Annotated in this window: 21 protein-coding genes; 18 read left to right on the top strand and 3 right to left on the bottom strand. The window is 64.0% G+C overall.

Features of this window, described 5'->3' with window-relative positions; translation table 11 throughout:
- Nucleotides 1-99 precede the first annotated feature (99 nt).
- The 6 genes from ACQ5J0_RS09345 to ACQ5J0_RS09320 all read left to right on the top strand — a co-directional run bounded on the left by ACQ5J0_RS09345 (nucleotide 100) and on the right by ACQ5J0_RS09320 (nucleotide 2,592).
- The gene (locus ACQ5J0_RS09345) at nucleotides 100-252 is read left to right on the top strand and encodes a hypothetical protein (protein WP_454597448.1); all 153 of its coding nucleotides are present in this window, start codon (nucleotides 100-102) and stop codon (nucleotides 250-252) included.
- A 122-nt stretch (nucleotides 253-374) separates the two neighbouring features.
- Nucleotides 375-1,208 (top strand): phage shock protein PspA, encoded by an 834-nt coding sequence (gene pspA, locus ACQ5J0_RS09340; RefSeq protein ID WP_462570086.1) that lies wholly within the window; start codon nucleotides 375-377, stop codon nucleotides 1,206-1,208.
- 3 nt (nucleotides 1,209-1,211) lie between these two features.
- A complete protein-coding gene (pspB, locus tag ACQ5J0_RS09335; protein ID WP_462567205.1) occupies nucleotides 1,212-1,514 on the top strand; it encodes an envelope stress response membrane protein PspB in 303 nt (100 codons plus the stop codon).
- Nucleotides 1,511-1,897 carry an envelope stress response membrane protein PspC gene (pspC, locus tag ACQ5J0_RS09330; RefSeq protein ID WP_462567204.1) on the top strand — a complete coding sequence of 129 codons (387 nt, stop codon included), beginning with the start codon at nucleotides 1,511-1,513 and terminating at the stop codon, nucleotides 1,895-1,897. Before pspB ends, pspC begins: the two co-directional genes overlap by 4 nt.
- Before the next feature lie 27 nt (nucleotides 1,898-1,924).
- A complete protein-coding gene (locus tag ACQ5J0_RS09325; protein ID WP_462567203.1) occupies nucleotides 1,925-2,224 on the top strand; it encodes a hypothetical protein in 300 nt (99 codons plus the stop codon).
- Entirely contained in the window at nucleotides 2,224-2,592 is a 369-nt protein-coding gene (locus tag ACQ5J0_RS09320; RefSeq protein ID WP_462567202.1) for a hypothetical protein, read from the top strand. Before ACQ5J0_RS09325 ends, ACQ5J0_RS09320 begins: the two co-directional genes overlap by 1 nt.
- On the opposite strand, the gene ACQ5J0_RS09315 is transcribed toward ACQ5J0_RS09320, so the two are convergent.
- A protein-coding gene (locus tag ACQ5J0_RS09315) for an IS3 family transposase (RefSeq protein ID WP_462567201.1) occupies nucleotides 2,531-3,702 on the bottom strand; the annotation gives its coding sequence in 2 pieces (ribosomal slippage) (nucleotides 2,531-3,438 and nucleotides 3,438-3,702; 1,173 coding nt in all). The two genes, ACQ5J0_RS09320 and ACQ5J0_RS09315, sit on opposite strands and share 62 nt — an antisense overlap.
- A gap of 63 nt (nucleotides 3,703-3,765) precedes the next feature.
- On the opposite strand from ACQ5J0_RS09315, the gene ACQ5J0_RS09310 reads away from it, so the two are divergent.
- The 8 genes from ACQ5J0_RS09310 (at nucleotide 3,766) to ACQ5J0_RS09275 (ending at nucleotide 6,129) form a co-directional block, all read left to right on the top strand.
- Nucleotides 3,766-3,936, top strand: coding sequence for a hypothetical protein (locus ACQ5J0_RS09310; RefSeq protein ID WP_462567200.1), 171 nt, complete (start codon nucleotides 3,766-3,768; stop codon nucleotides 3,934-3,936).
- Nucleotides 3,933-4,274: a hypothetical protein gene (locus ACQ5J0_RS09305; protein WP_462567199.1), complete on the top strand. Its 342-nt coding sequence runs from the start codon at nucleotides 3,933-3,935 to the stop codon at nucleotides 4,272-4,274. The genes ACQ5J0_RS09310 and ACQ5J0_RS09305 overlap by 4 nt, the downstream gene beginning before the upstream one ends.
- Entirely contained in the window at nucleotides 4,271-4,576 is a 306-nt protein-coding gene (locus ACQ5J0_RS09300) for a hypothetical protein (protein WP_462567197.1), read from the top strand. The genes ACQ5J0_RS09305 and ACQ5J0_RS09300 overlap by 4 nt, the downstream gene beginning before the upstream one ends.
- Nucleotides 4,573-4,866 (top strand): hypothetical protein, encoded by a 294-nt coding sequence (locus ACQ5J0_RS09295; protein ID WP_462567196.1) that lies wholly within the window; start codon nucleotides 4,573-4,575, stop codon nucleotides 4,864-4,866. Before ACQ5J0_RS09300 ends, ACQ5J0_RS09295 begins: the two co-directional genes overlap by 4 nt.
- A gap of 31 nt (nucleotides 4,867-4,897) precedes the next feature.
- Nucleotides 4,898-5,134: a hypothetical protein gene (locus tag ACQ5J0_RS09290; RefSeq protein WP_462567194.1), complete on the top strand. Its 237-nt coding sequence runs from the start codon at nucleotides 4,898-4,900 to the stop codon at nucleotides 5,132-5,134.
- Nucleotides 5,131-5,307, top strand: a complete 177-nt coding sequence (locus tag ACQ5J0_RS09285) for a hypothetical protein (protein WP_454597457.1) — start codon at nucleotides 5,131-5,133, stop codon at nucleotides 5,305-5,307. Before ACQ5J0_RS09290 ends, ACQ5J0_RS09285 begins: the two co-directional genes overlap by 4 nt.
- 65 nt (nucleotides 5,308-5,372) lie before the next feature.
- Nucleotides 5,373-5,780, top strand: a complete 408-nt coding sequence (locus tag ACQ5J0_RS09280) for a SufE family protein (RefSeq protein WP_462567192.1) — start codon at nucleotides 5,373-5,375, stop codon at nucleotides 5,778-5,780.
- A gap of 1 nt (nucleotide 5,781) precedes the next feature.
- Nucleotides 5,782-6,129 (top strand): YbaN family protein, encoded by a 348-nt coding sequence (locus tag ACQ5J0_RS09275; RefSeq protein ID WP_462567190.1) that lies wholly within the window; start codon nucleotides 5,782-5,784, stop codon nucleotides 6,127-6,129.
- 52 nt (nucleotides 6,130-6,181) lie between these two features.
- Here ACQ5J0_RS09275 and ACQ5J0_RS09270 read toward each other — a convergent pair whose 3' ends face one another.
- The gene (locus tag ACQ5J0_RS09270) at nucleotides 6,182-7,342 is read right to left on the bottom strand and encodes a patatin-like phospholipase family protein (protein ID WP_462567188.1); all 1,161 of its coding nucleotides are present in this window, start codon (nucleotides 7,340-7,342) and stop codon (nucleotides 6,182-6,184) included.
- A 505-nt stretch (nucleotides 7,343-7,847) separates the two neighbouring features.
- On the opposite strand from ACQ5J0_RS09270, the gene ACQ5J0_RS09265 reads away from it, so the two are divergent.
- From ACQ5J0_RS09265 to ACQ5J0_RS09250, 4 genes are all read left to right on the top strand, one after another.
- Nucleotides 7,848-8,456, top strand: coding sequence for a hypothetical protein (locus ACQ5J0_RS09265; RefSeq protein WP_462567186.1), 609 nt, complete (start codon nucleotides 7,848-7,850; stop codon nucleotides 8,454-8,456).
- On the top strand, nucleotides 8,453-9,106 hold the full coding sequence (locus ACQ5J0_RS09260) for a methyl-accepting chemotaxis protein (protein ID WP_462567184.1): 654 nt from the start codon (nucleotides 8,453-8,455) through the stop codon (nucleotides 9,104-9,106). The genes ACQ5J0_RS09265 and ACQ5J0_RS09260 overlap by 4 nt, the downstream gene beginning before the upstream one ends.
- A 446-nt stretch (nucleotides 9,107-9,552) precedes the next feature.
- On the top strand, nucleotides 9,553-11,424 hold the full coding sequence (locus tag ACQ5J0_RS09255) for a sensor domain-containing diguanylate cyclase (protein WP_462567183.1): 1,872 nt from the start codon (nucleotides 9,553-9,555) through the stop codon (nucleotides 11,422-11,424).
- A gap of 229 nt (nucleotides 11,425-11,653) precedes the next feature.
- Nucleotides 11,654-11,803, top strand: a complete 150-nt coding sequence (locus tag ACQ5J0_RS09250) for a hypothetical protein (protein ID WP_462567181.1) — start codon at nucleotides 11,654-11,656, stop codon at nucleotides 11,801-11,803.
- 20 nt (nucleotides 11,804-11,823) lie between these two features.
- On the opposite strand, the gene ACQ5J0_RS09245 is transcribed toward ACQ5J0_RS09250, so the two are convergent.
- Nucleotides 11,824-12,720, bottom strand: a complete 897-nt coding sequence (locus ACQ5J0_RS09245; protein ID WP_462567179.1) for a serine hydrolase — start codon at nucleotides 12,718-12,720, stop codon at nucleotides 11,824-11,826.
- Nucleotides 12,721-12,873 lie beyond the last annotated feature (153 nt).

Here is a 12,873-nt window from a genome sequence, read left to right as displayed (position 1 = left end):
ATGGGTGGACAACCCGCTGCATTTCCACCGCTTTCGACGTTTGGCACACCGCTTGCAAACCATCTTGCAACACAGTCACATCGCTCGGAGGACCACACAATGTACGATCGCCGCTTCTTCGCCACCCGCCTGGGACGCGCCGCCCTCGTCAGCATCGGGGCGATGGTGATCTTTGTCGGCTTCAGCAGCCAGATCGCGGTCACCGAACCCCTGCCCGCATTCGCCATCCACCCGCAGGTCGAGCTGGCGTGAGCGAGCCGAACAACCCGCTAGGGCCGGAGCCTCGCTCTCCCGACAGTCCCGACCGCGCCGACCCCGGCGCGAAAGAGGCTTCGGCCCGCCCCGGTTCCGGTGCGGGCCCACGCCCGTCGCGGATCGAGGAGGAGGTCGAGCGCCTGCGCCGCTCCCCTCGCCCGCGGCAGTCGGCCAAGGAAGGCAAGCGTGCCGACGCCAGAGGCGACCCCTGGGAAGCCGCCGACAAGATTACCGATTTCTTCTCCAACGGAGCACCTTTGATGGGTATTTTCAGCCGCACGCGCGACATCGTCGCCGCCAATTTCAACGACATGCTCGACAAGGCGGACGACCCGACCAAGATGATCCGCATGATCATCCTCGAAATGGAGGAAACGCTGGTCGAGGTTCGCGCCAGCGCCGCGCGGACCATTGCCGATCAGAAGGAAATGCACCGCAAGAGCGTCCAGCTCGACCGGCTGCAGGACGATTGGGGCGATAAGGCGCAGCTTGCCCTGTCCAAGGATCGCGAGGATCTGGCCCGCGCCGCTCTGGTCGAGAAGAAGAAGGCGGCCAATCTCTCCGAGGAGCTCAAGCAGGAGATCGCGGTGCTCGACGATGCGCTGCGCGCCTATGAGCAGGACATCCAGAAGCTCCAGAACCGGTTGCGCGAAGCGCGCAGCCGCCAGACCGCGATCGCCGCGCGGCTCGAGAGCGCCGAGAACCGGGTCAAGCTGCGCACGCTGATGAGCTCGGAGCGCACCGACGATGCGCTGGCGCGCTTCGACCAGCTCGAACGCCGCGTCGACTACGCCGAGGGCCGCGCCGAATCGCTCTCGCTCGCCGAAGGCGGGAACAAGGCCAGTCTCGCCGACGAGATCTCCGCGCTCGAGGGCGCCGATGCGATCGACGACGAGCTCGAACAGATGAAACGCGCGCTCGGCAAGAGCGGCGACCCCAAGCAGGAAGGTTGATCCATGGATTTCGAACCAATCATCATCATTCCGGCGATCTTCATCGGTCTGCCGTGGATCGTTCTGCACTACATGACCAAGTGGAAGACCTCCGCCTCGATCACCACCGACGACGAGGCGCTGCTCGAAGAGCTCTACAACCTCGCCAAGCGGCTCGACGACCGGATGGACACGGTCGAGCGGCTGGTCGCCTCGGACAACCCGGAGTTCAAGCCTGCCCGCCTGGTGCATGATTCCGAAGCCGACAACCAGCAGCTGCGCGAGCTGGAACAGCTCATCGCCGAGAAAAAAGGAGCCGCCAAGTGAACAGCCCCCGCACCACGCTCTACCGCGACAAGCAAAACGCCAAGCTGATGGGCGTCTGCTCCGGCATCGCCGATTACACGGGGGTCAACGCCCTCTGGATCAGGCTCGGCTTCCTAGTTGCGGTACTCTCGGGCGTGCTGAGCCCGATCGTTCTGCCGCTCTATTTTCTCGCCGGACTGCTGCTCAACAAGAAGCCCGAGTATCTCTACCGCGAAGCACCCGAGGAACAGAAATACTGGCAGGGCGTGCGCCAGAGCCCGAAGCGCACGGCACGCCAAATCCGCTCGCGGATGAAGGATGTCGATCGCCGGCTTGCCGAGGTCGAGACCTTCTACGTCAGCTCGAATCCGCGCCTCACCGCCGAAATCGAGCGGCTACGCTGAGCCATAACAAAGCAGGGGAGATAAATTATGGAGTGGATGATAGGTTTCGCACCGTTCTTGATGGTCATCGGGATCGTCTGGATCGCCCAGCGGGGCAAGCTGGAGGAAAAGAAGATTATCGCCACGGCTGAAGCGAGCTCGGAGAAGGCCGCGCAATACGCGAGCCGGGTGACAGAGCTCGAAGACCGGGTCCGGGTGCTCGAACGCATCGTCACCGACAAGGGCTACGACATCGCCGCGCAGATCGAAGCGCTTCGCGACCAGCGCCGGGTCGATGAGACGGTCGCCGGCGTCCCGCTCGACACGAAAGAGAGAGGAACCGTCTGATGGACTGGGACAATCAGACTTTCCTCGTCGCGATCATCGCGCTCAGCATTGTGGGCTGGCTGATCAACAACTGGATCCGCGCCAAGCACGGCTATCCGCTCGAGGACGAATGGGGCGGCAAGACCGAACGCAGCGCCAGTCCCGCCGACAGCGCCGAGACCAAGCAATTGCGCGCCGAAAACGCCGAGCTGCGAACCCTGCTGGGCAAGGTCGACAAGCGAATGCAGGTGCTCGAGCGGATCGTGATGAGGTGGTCCCGCCTTCTTGGACAGGTTGGCGGCGAAGTTAAGCTAATCCCGGATGTGATTATGCCGCCAGTCTGGTCATCAGATCATGGGGGGCATGCCCCCCATGATCTGGTTCGCTGATCCGCCCGTAGGCCTCTGCCGGGGTTCGCCCGGCCAGACCCGAGTGCGGTCGCTGCGTGTTGTAATAGGTGATCCAGCGCCGAAGGCCAGCGCGTAGCTCCGAGCCGGTCTCGAAGGCGTGGAGATAGACGCATTCGTATTTCAGGGAACGCCAGAGGCGCTCGATGAAGACATTGTCCATCCACCGGCCCCGACCATCCATGCTGATCCGGACCTCAGCATCGCGCAACACGCTGGTGAACGCGAAGCTGGTAAACTGGCTGCCCTGATCGGTGTTGAAGATTTCAGGACGACCGAAGCGCGCCAGCGCTTCCTCCAGAGCCGCCACGCAGAAGCCGGCATCCATCGTGTTCGACAGCCGCCAGGCCAGCACCTTGCGGGTTGCCCAGTCCATCACCGCAACCAGATACAAGAAGCCCCGCCGCATCGGGATGTAGGTCACATCTGCGCACCAGACATGGTTGGGCCGGTCGATCGCCAGCTTGCGCAGCAGATAGGGATAGACACGGTGCTGAGGGTGCGGATCGCTCGTGCGCGGCCGCTGGTAAATCGGCGACAAGCCCATCTTCGCCATCAGCCGCCGCACACGGCGGCGACCGACCTCGTGGCCCTCCCGGCGCAGGTGCCGAACCATCTGGCGACTGCCATACCACGGCATGTCGAGGAACGCCGCGTCGATCACCCGCATCAGCGCCAGCGTCTCCTCGGTCTCCGGGACCGGCGCGTAGTAATAGGACGAGCGACTGATCGAGAGCAGGCGGCATTGTGCCGCGATCGACAGGCGGTGGTGAGCAGGTTCGATCATCGATCGCCTCCGTGCCACGCTCATCGACCGGAGGCTTTGGCTAAAAAATCCCGCTCCACGACCAGCTGGCCGATCTTCGCGTGCAGTTTCTCCACCTCGGCCTCGCTGGCCGCCTTGGCTGCTTCGCCTGCCCCGGAGAACGTGCTCCCCATTCCCTCGATGGCCTGGCGCTTCCAAGCCGCGATCATTGTGTGGTGGATGCCATGCTTCGCGGCCAGCTCCGCCAGCGTCAGGTCACCCCGGATTGCTTCCAGCGCCACCTTCGCCTTGAAATCCGCGCTGTAGCGCTTCCTCGTCTTCTTCATTTCCCGTCCATTCCTCAGGTCGGGATTAGCTTAGCACCCTGTCCGAAATTCCGGGACCACCTCATGACGGACAAGGGCTATTCGCTCGCCGACGAGATCGAGGCGCTGCGCGACAGCGGACCCACACTCACGCCTCCTGCCAAACGCCGCGACGGCGGAATCGACACCGCCATCGACACCGGCATCGACACCGGCACCCCGCTGGACATCAAGCAGACGGAACAGGCCCGATGAACCAATTCGCTGAGATCGTCCCCCACCTGCCCTGGATCGTCGGCGCGGCGCTGGGCCTTGGCGCGATGACCACGCTGGGCTGGATCCATACCACCAGGCTCAAGATCAAGCACGGCTATCCTTTGGAGGGAATGTGGGGCCAGTCGCTAAAGCCCTCTACCGACGGGCAGACCGCCGAACGGGTCAAGCTGCTGACGCAGGAGAACGCCGAACTGCGGGCCGAGCTGGGTTCGATGAAGGATCGGCTGGTCAATGTGGAGCGGATCGTCACCGACAGCGGCTACCACCTCACCGGCGAAATCGACCGCCTGCGCGACCGCAGGGATCCGGTACAGTGAACTTCGCCGACGCCATTGCCTTCTGCGCGCTTATGTTCGCCCTCATCGTGGCTGCGGGCATCTGGCTCAATGCCTATGAGGGCAGAATGAAGCATCGACAGAGGCAATTGGAACTGGAAGTGCGCCTGGCAGAAGCCAGCGCGGCGAAGAGGTCCGATGCCGAGGCCGACCGGCTGGAGGAGCGGGTCCGCGTACTCGAGCGCATCGCGACCGACCGCAGCCCCGAACTCGCTGCTCAGATCGAGCAATTGCGCGACCTGCACGAACTGGACGAAACCACCGGCAAGGAACCCGCACGATGAATTTCTGGACCGCCGCCGTCATCATCGTACTGATCTGGGGGATCGTCCAGATCTACACCCGCCGTCACGACCGCGATCTGGGGGTTACCCGGGATGAGGACGGCAATCCGGTGTTCGCGCCGCCGAAATCCGACCCCGGCAGCGAAGAGACACGCCGCGAGATCGAGCGGTTGAACGAGCGGATCAAAGTGCTCGAACGCATCACCACCGACGCCAACAGTCACGAAGCGCGGGAAAGCCGCCGCATCGCGGCGGAAATCGACAGCCTGCGCGACAAACAGGCCGACTAGCCACCACAGGTTCCAGGAGGACATGAGGGAAATGTTCGAACCATCATTCGTCATCGCCGTCGCCGCGCTGATCGGCTTGGCCATCGTCGCCGCCACGCTGTTGCTGGGCTGGCGGGGCTGGCTGGCGCTTAAGCAGCGCGAGCTCGACTGCCACCGCAGCGAACCGCGCGAGGCGGGCTCTACCATGGGCGCCGCGCGGATCGAGATCTCCGATCTCAAGGAGCGCATCCGCAAGCTGGAGGCGATCGCCAACGGAGTCGATCTGTGAGCGCGGTTCGCAATGATGCTGCCCGGGTCGGGATCGGTCTGGGGAGCGCGATTGCGGTCGCCATCTCCTGGAGCCTGCATCAGTCGATCGTCTGGGCTGCGATCCAGGGCTTCTTCGGCTGGTTCTACGTCCTCTATTACGCGCTCACCCGGCCCGGCGGCCTTTCCGGCTGACGGGGGGCTCGCTCGGTCCTGTCCCGCGATGGACGCGGGATTGCGGTGCGGCTAGAGGCGGCGCCATGAGACCACTCGACGACATTGCCGAGGAGTACAATTTCCTCGAAGGCGACGAACGCTATCGTCTGCTGATCGAACTCGGCCACGAGCTCGATCCCATGCCCGATGCGCTCAAGACCGATGCCACGCTGGTGCGCGGCTGTTCGGCGCAGGTGTGGGTCTATCCCACCGAAGTCGCGGGCCAGCTCCGTTTCCTCGCCGACAGCAATGCCGCGATCACCAAGGGCATCGTCGCGCTGGTGATCGCCGCGGTGCAGGACCGCCCCGCCGCCGAGGTCGCCAAGATGGATGTGGCCGCCGCGCTCGATCCCTTCGATCTCAAGAACCAGCTGTCGTCCAACCGCACGCAGGGCGTTCCCAACATGATCGCGCTGGTGCAGCAACACGCGGCCCGGATCTCCGCGAGCTAGGATGCGCCTGTTCTATCGCGTCGCAGGTCTGCTGGCTCTGGCGCTCGGAATCGTGGGCGCAGTCCTGCCGCTGATGCCGACGGTGCCATTCCTGTTGCTGGCGGTCTATTTCTTCGCGCGGAGCAATCCCGAGTGGGAAAAGCGCATTCTCGATCATCCGCACTGGGGCCCGCAGGTGCGCGACTGGCGCGAGCGCCGCGCGATCAACCGGCGCGCCAAGACCCTGGCGATCGGCGCGATGGCGACCGGCGCGGTGTTCACCTATTTCACCCTCGGCGCGCCATGGTACTACGCCTCGATCGCGGTCCTGGTGATCGCGGGCAGCTGGATCGCGACGCGCAACGAGTAAGGGAGGTCCCGCGCCCGGGGCGCCCGCTTCGGAAACGGGTTCTGCGCGCACCTCAGCGGCGCGGGTCCTCGCTCGGTGCGAATATGCTCCCGGTCCACGCGCTTTCGCTGCCGCGCGTCACGCCGTATTCGAACAGCTGGTTCATGTAGGACTGCGAAAATTGCTCCTCGGTTTCCAACTGGAATTCGGGTCCGATGTAACTGATCTGGAACCCGATGCCGTTGTCCTTGGCAAAATTCTGCACATTGAGAAGCATGGCCCGGTCGTGCGCCGAAAGCACCGTCGAGAGCGCGCGACTGATGATCGCGAAAGTGGCCGGTTCGACCAGCCTGTATTCGGGGCGGAGGCGCCCATTGAGGATCACGAATATCTGGTCCTGGCTCTGCCGATCTTCGTCCCCTTCTCGTGCAATGACGCTTTCGGGTATGGCGAGGAAGCCAGCGGTCGCCGATCCATCGACATGCATTTCGCTGAAGCTCTGCGCGCCTTCGGTAACCTCTATCATGACCGGCGCGAACAGGCCCGGGATACTGGCTGAGGCGAGCAGCACCCGGCGAAACAGCTCCAGACGGCGGGGATCGGTGCTTTGCGCGATCGCCCCCATGTCCCACACTACCCCGCGCGCCGCATCGAGATTGGTCGTCTGGACGAGCAACCGGCGCCCCTTGCCATGTTGCTCGGCGATCGCTTCGAGCAGGGGTTCGTCGACGTTCTGCGCAATCAACTCGGCCAGCGGCGCGGTATCGGCGATGCTGGGCTGCGTGAGCAGTCCGACCACGCCGCGCTGGCGATAGATATCCTTGCGGGTGACCCCGGTATAGAAACCGCGCACGCGATCGTCATAGTCGGAACCCAGAAAGGCGAAAGGAGCGATCAGCGCGCCCGTGCTGACTCCCGAGACGATGGCAAATTCCGGTCTCTTTCCCGTTCCGCTCCAGCCCTTCAGGAAACCGGCCGCATAGGCGCCGTCGTCGGAGCCTCCGGATAGCGCGAGAAAGGCGCCCGGACGATCCGACATCCGGTCTTGCGCCATTGACGCCCGCATGGCGTCGAAGGCCCCGGGATCGGCATCGGCCCAGTAGCGGACCGAGGGGAAACCGGGGACGACGGCCTGCTCCGCCTGCGACTGCGTGTGGGCGATCCGCTCGGGCCAGGTCGCGCAGCCGCCCAGCGCAAGGGCCAGTGCCACCAGCAGGGTCGATGTGCGGCGCATCAGCGGGGTGCAGCCAAAGGGATAGCGTGGTTCCAGACAGGGGGCCATTGCGGGCGGAGGCGTGAAAAAGGCACAGACAACACCGAGAATACCACTCCGAAAGCCGCAACGCGTGGCGGCGGTCTTACGTCAGCCCGCAGGCAAGAACAACGGGAGGCGACGGTCGCGATCTAATGGCCGAAATGAGGCATAAGCCTTCCGCCGTGGCAAAGAGCGACGCCATCGTTGCCCGACATGACTTAACAAATGCAAAATCCGATCTCTATGATCGCGATTTTCGGTTAAGAACATATTAACCAGTGGAACGTCCGGGCATCCGCTCTTCATCGCGAGTTTTTGGTTGAAATTAAGGAACCCATATTCTCCCCAATCTGATCGACGCCGAATAGCCTGCTATATGTCACTCACAAATGGCGCACCGAGTACTGCAAGCCGCAGCCGGTTCTTGCCAGAGGACATGGAAATGCATTGGTTTGAGACAAACGCGCCGATAAGGCAGAAGACCTTGATCGCTTTCGGAACGCTGATCGGAGCGATAATCCTGCTCGGGATGATTGCCGCCATCCGTGGAGACTGGGTCATGGCCGGTGCTACGGCGCTCGTGGCGGTGGTCTGCGCACTGCTCGCCCGAGCGTTTCGCGAAGCAATCTGCACGCCCTATGTTTCCACCGTAGTCCGAATGGAGCAACTCGCTGCGGGCGATCTTGCCACGCCTTTCACCTACACCGAATACCAGGATTGCGTCGGCCGAATGACGCGCGCGATGTTCACCTTCCGCGATACCGCCGTGCAGCAGCAGCAGAATGCAGTCGAGCAGGCCGAAGTGGTCTCCGCGCTGCGGCTGGGACTGGCACAGCTCAAGGAAGGCGACCTGACTGGCGATATCACGATCGAGTTTCCCGATTCCTATGCAGAGCTCAAGACCAATTTCAACGAGGCGCTGGCGAGCCTGCGTGAGCTGATCGGCTCGGTAGCCGAAGGCGCCGCGACGAAATGGACGAGCGCCTCCAGGCCACCGCCGAGGCCGCGAGCAGCACGGTCCAGCGGGCCGATGGCGCGATCGCAACAGTCCAGGGCGGTCGCGAAATCGCCGATGAAGCGGTCCGGGCCATGACCCGGGTGTCGGACAGCGCGAAAGGCATCGACAGCGTGATCGAGGGCCTCGACAAGATCGCCTTCCAGACCAGGGTGCTGGCCATGAACGCGGCGATCGAAGCCGGTCGTGCCGGCGAGGCCGGGCGCGGCTTCGCGGTGGTCGCCGATCTGGTCTCGGCGCTCGCCAAGCGCGCCGAGGAAGAAGCCGGCAATGCGAGCGATCAGCTCACCACCACCCAGACCGATATTCTCGCTGCGGTTGGCATGGTCGAGAAGGTCGATGGCACCTTCGTGAATATTTCGGGCGACGTGAGCGAAGTCCACACGCTGCTGAGCCAGATGGCGGACGACAATCGCGCCCAGTCCCGCGCCATCGCCGAGATCAATGTTGCGATCCGGGAGATGGACCAGTCGACCCAGCAGAATGCCGCAATGGTCGAGGAAACCTCGGCTGCGGCGCGCAATCTGACGGGCGAAGTCGCCGCGCTCAGCGAGCAGGCCGGGCAGTTCCGGATCGACAGCGCCAGCCGCGCCGCTCCAAACCCCCTCGCGGGTTTCGCCAGGTCCGCCGGTGAGAATGCCTCCGGTCACCGCGTTCCGGTCAGGCACGTTGCAGCGGCGGAAGCGGCCAACGATCATCCTGCGACGGGCGAATGGGCTTCATTCTAGAGCCCGGGAAGCAGCATACGCTCGTCCTACCGTTCAACCGCAGGGAGAGGGCCGGCTTTAGAGTGATTGGCCGAGCCTCGAAGTAGGTTGCGGATTGCGGAAGGCGTTGCAATCCATGGCTACGAAGAGGCCTTCCGTCGCATGATCTCGCAACTGTGCTTCAGCCGGGCGCGGTGGCTGCCGAGTCCCGCTTCCGAGCGTCGCGTTGGGGCTGGCCAGGGGCCAGCCCTAGTCCTTAAATAATCGATCGCAGTTAACTCATGCGCACCAGCCTAGCTGGGTCGAGTCAACAAACAACGAGCAACCGATCGTTTCAAAGCCACCTCCTGCTGTCCTGCCCAAGCTATCCCAGCCAATCCTCAAAATTGCTTGCTGACCGAACGGTGTTGAGCCGCTAGGTTAACTTCTCTACGCCCGGAAAGCCTGCAGAGAGAATTCTTAAATCGATGGCGATTAGTCCCAGCCCGATAACCTGGATTGAAAGCCATGTACCCGGCGGGAAGAAAGTTGCGCTGCTGGGACTGGCGTTTTTCGCGCTCACTTCGCTGACCATCGCGATGACGCGCTTCGGTGGCGCGCTCGCCCTAGTCTGGCTCGGCACAGCGATCCTCACCGCCGTGCTGGTGACGCTTCCCAGGCCGCAGTGGAGCCGGGTCCTCTGGGGTTTTGCAGCCCTCAGCGCGGCGGCGACCAGCCTCTTCGGCTTCGGCCCGCACATGGCACTGCAACTGGCGGCCACCAATGTGTTCGAAGCCTATGTGATCGCGCGCTTGTTGCTGGCGCTGCGGCCGCAGCGCGACTGGCTCGAGAGCGTCGATGGGCTTATCGTCCTGATCGTCGCGGGCGGGCTTATCGGCCCCGCGCTGGCAGCGATACCGGGGGGCTTGATGGTAGCGATGGTGGCGCCGGGCGGCTGGCTCTCGCACGCGACCGACTGGATCGCCGGCCATGGGCTGGGTACGCTGCTCGGCTTCCCGATCGCCTACATGGCCACCTCGGGCGCACTCTCGAAGGAAACTGCCGCCTCTCGTCCGGCGGTCGTTGCGGAATGCATCGGCCATGCGCTGATCGTCGGCGTCGTGACCGCGGTGGTCTTCCTGCAAGCCGATTTGCCGTTGCTGTTTCTTCCCGTCGCGCCGCTTTTGTTCGCCGCCTTCCGCCAGGGCCGCATCGGTGCGTCGATCGGATTGTTCACCATCGCCCTAGTCGCCATCGTCTCGTCTTCGACCGGCCAAGGCGTTTCGCTCCCGGCCCTCGACGCCTTCGGCGAGAAGGTGCTGTTCCTTCAGTTTTACCTCGCCGTGCTGCTGCTGCTCGCACTGCCGGTATCGGTGGCGCTCAAACGCAATCAGCTGCTGTTCGCCCAACTCGAGGAGAAGAAGGCGCTCAAGGCCCTCATTTCCGATCATTCGGACGATGCACTGCTCAATCTCGACAGCGAAGGTCGGGTACGGTTCGCGTCCCCGGCGGGCGAGCGGCTAAGTGGACGGACCGAGCTGATGGATCTGCCACTGACAGTTTTCTTCGATCCGCTCGACGAAGTGCTCGTGCTCGGCGCCCTCACCCGCGCCGGCCAAGAGCCGGGTCAGACCTGCATGATCGAACGCCCGGTACTGCGGGGCAAGGATCAGATCTGGCTCGAGGCACGGATCCGGGCCGTCCCCCGCGCCGAAATCACTCGCCCGATCGCGAGCTCGATAGGGGCCCCGATCGTAGGCTATGCCGTCACCATCCGCGATGTCACCGCGAGCAAAAGCGCAGAGTTGCGCGCCTTGCGCGAGGCGGATACCGATGCCCTCACCGGCTTGCCCAACCGCCGCGCATTCCTGCGCCACCTCGAAGCCCGGCTCGAACATGCGGCGCATCGCCCCTTCATGTTCGCCATCGTCGATCTCGACCATTTCAAATGCGTCAACGACACCCATGGTCATGACGCCGGCGACATGGTGCTGCGCCGGGTCGCGGCAGCGATGCAGCAACTGAGCGCACCCGAACGCTTTTTCGCCCGCCTCGGCGGCGACGAATTCGCGCTGATCGCCGACGGCATCGAACCGAGCGAGGCGGCGGCGCTATGCGAGCAATTGTGCCGAGAAGTGGCGGAGCTGGATCTCGCCGCGCCAGATGGGACGGTGTTCTCGCTCACCGCCAGCGTCGGCCTGGCAGGAATTGCCGTAGCCTGCAGCGCCTCTCTTGCCCTGCAGGCCGCCGATGGCCCGCTCTACGCCGCCAAGTCGGCAGGCGGCAACCGGGTCGAGATTGCCGCTGCTGGCGAGAATTGCCCCACCCGGCGCTCCGATAGCGCAACGCGAGCGGCTTGACCCCTTACTCTGCGCGGTAGGGCGCAAGACGCCCGGCGATCGCAGCGATGCGCGGGCAGCCATCCCCTGCTGTGTGGGTCCGGCACCTTTGCAAGGTTTTCCCGCTTTTCCCGGTATGGCGCCATTTCCAGTTCGGACCCGCATTCCGGTTCTTCGCGCGGGTCAGGAACCATTCAGCTCAACTGGCCTTATCTAAGCAACGTTTCATCGTAGCGAAAAGGAGCCTGCCATGCCGCTCAGAAGCTATCGCAGCAGCCGTCCCGACCCTTGGTCGGTACCGCGGCCTTACAGCGATGCCAGTCTGCGGATGATGAAGCACGGAAGAATCCTGCCCATGCAGGACGAACCGGGACTGCTTCGGCGCCTTCTCAGCCGCTGACGCAGCGGGGCCATCCCAGCTCAATAATCTGCGCTGAGCAATGCGCGTCCGGTGTCCTGAACCGTGCCGGGGGCAGGCGTTGCGGCGGCCAATTGGGGGCGGAAGCCGTCGTATATCGCGCGCGCGGCGGTGGCGATCACCGCCGGACGGTTCTCGCCCCCGCGGGCGAAAAAGGCGACCGCGAGGCGGCGGCCATCGGGCAACGTCAGAAAACCGACATCGGTGGTGTAGCGGTTGAGCGTTCCGGTCTTGTGCTCGACCACCGCGCCATAGGGCAGCATCCCGCGAATGCGGTTCGAACCGGTCACGCAGCGGCGCATCATGTCGATCAGCGTGGCGCGGCTGCGGGCGGTCAGCGCCCGGTCGCCATCCACCAGCCGCAGCAACTCGAGCATGGCGAGCGGGGTGGCCGAATCGCGCACGTCCCACAGGTCGCGGCGGGCGGCGAGCAGATCGGCGATGTTGCGGTCGACGCGGATGCCGGTGAGACCGTGGCCGCGCAGCCAGCGGTCGATCGCCGCAGGACCGCCGAGCGTGGCGATCAGCTCGTCGGTCGCGCGGTTGTCGCTGCGGACCATCATCCGGTCCATCAGGCTGTAGGCACTCGAACCGCCGATCGCCTCGTCGAGCGAACGGCGCCCGGCATCGACCTCGGACAGATAGGCAGCGGCGACCGCAATCTTCATCGTGCTCGCCATCGGAAAGGCCTTGTCGGTGTTGACTCCGATCACCAGCCCGGTGGTCAGATCAAGCGCGGCGATGCCATATTCTCCGGGATTTTCGCGCGCGGTAGCGGCGAGCCGCTGTTCGAGGTGCTGAAGCTCGAAATGCTGCAGATCGATCGGCTGTGCGGCGATCTCCGCCGGCTGTGCGACCAACAGCACCGCGAGCCAGGCACTCAAACCGAATTTCCACATTGCCGGTCTCCTCGTTCAAGCCGTTGAAGTGTAGGCAAACCTTGCCTCGACTCGCAATTTCTAGGGCCACGGCGTTAACATGTGCTGACACGGGTCGGACCGCGGCTCTGTCAAAAGGTGACAGAGTCACATCGGCGTGGCAACTCTTGTTCT

It is taken from the genome of Qipengyuania sp. SM2512 (assembly GCF_054954005.1).
Note: the sequence above shows the minus strand (reverse complement) of the source record. Positions and strands in the feature narration are given on the sequence as shown.

Excerpts from the sequence above, each read along its gene's own strand:
- ACQ5J0_RS09345 (WP_454597448.1), top strand. The coding sequence starts at position 100 with ATGTACGATCGCCGCTTCTTCGCCACCCGCCTGGGACGCGCCGCCCTC.
- pspB (WP_462567205.1), top strand. The coding sequence starts at position 1,212 with ATGGATTTCGAACCAATCATCATCATTCCGGCGATCTTCATCGGTCTG.
- ACQ5J0_RS09325 (WP_462567203.1), top strand. The coding sequence starts at position 1,925 with ATGGAGTGGATGATAGGTTTCGCACCGTTCTTGATGGTCATCGGGATC.
- ACQ5J0_RS09320 (WP_462567202.1), top strand. The coding sequence starts at position 2,224 with ATGGACTGGGACAATCAGACTTTCCTCGTCGCGATCATCGCGCTCAGC.
- ACQ5J0_RS09310 (WP_462567200.1), top strand. The coding sequence starts at position 3,766 with ATGACGGACAAGGGCTATTCGCTCGCCGACGAGATCGAGGCGCTGCGC.
- ACQ5J0_RS09305 (WP_462567199.1), top strand. The coding sequence starts at position 3,933 with ATGAACCAATTCGCTGAGATCGTCCCCCACCTGCCCTGGATCGTCGGC.
- ACQ5J0_RS09295 (WP_462567196.1), top strand. The coding sequence starts at position 4,573 with ATGAATTTCTGGACCGCCGCCGTCATCATCGTACTGATCTGGGGGATC.
- ACQ5J0_RS09290 (WP_462567194.1), top strand. The coding sequence starts at position 4,898 with ATGTTCGAACCATCATTCGTCATCGCCGTCGCCGCGCTGATCGGCTTG.
- ACQ5J0_RS09280 (WP_462567192.1), top strand. The coding sequence starts at position 5,373 with ATGAGACCACTCGACGACATTGCCGAGGAGTACAATTTCCTCGAAGGC.
- ACQ5J0_RS09275 (WP_462567190.1), top strand. The coding sequence starts at position 5,782 with ATGCGCCTGTTCTATCGCGTCGCAGGTCTGCTGGCTCTGGCGCTCGGA.
- ACQ5J0_RS09270 (WP_462567188.1), bottom strand. The coding sequence starts at position 7,342 with ATGCGCCGCACATCGACCCTGCTGGTGGCACTGGCCCTTGCGCTGGGC.
- ACQ5J0_RS09260 (WP_462567184.1), top strand. The coding sequence starts at position 8,453 with ATGACCCGGGTGTCGGACAGCGCGAAAGGCATCGACAGCGTGATCGAG.
- ACQ5J0_RS09255 (WP_462567183.1), top strand. The coding sequence starts at position 9,553 with ATGGCGATTAGTCCCAGCCCGATAACCTGGATTGAAAGCCATGTACCC.
- ACQ5J0_RS09250 (WP_462567181.1), top strand. The coding sequence starts at position 11,654 with ATGCCGCTCAGAAGCTATCGCAGCAGCCGTCCCGACCCTTGGTCGGTA.
- ACQ5J0_RS09245 (WP_462567179.1), bottom strand. The coding sequence starts at position 12,720 with ATGTGGAAATTCGGTTTGAGTGCCTGGCTCGCGGTGCTGTTGGTCGCA.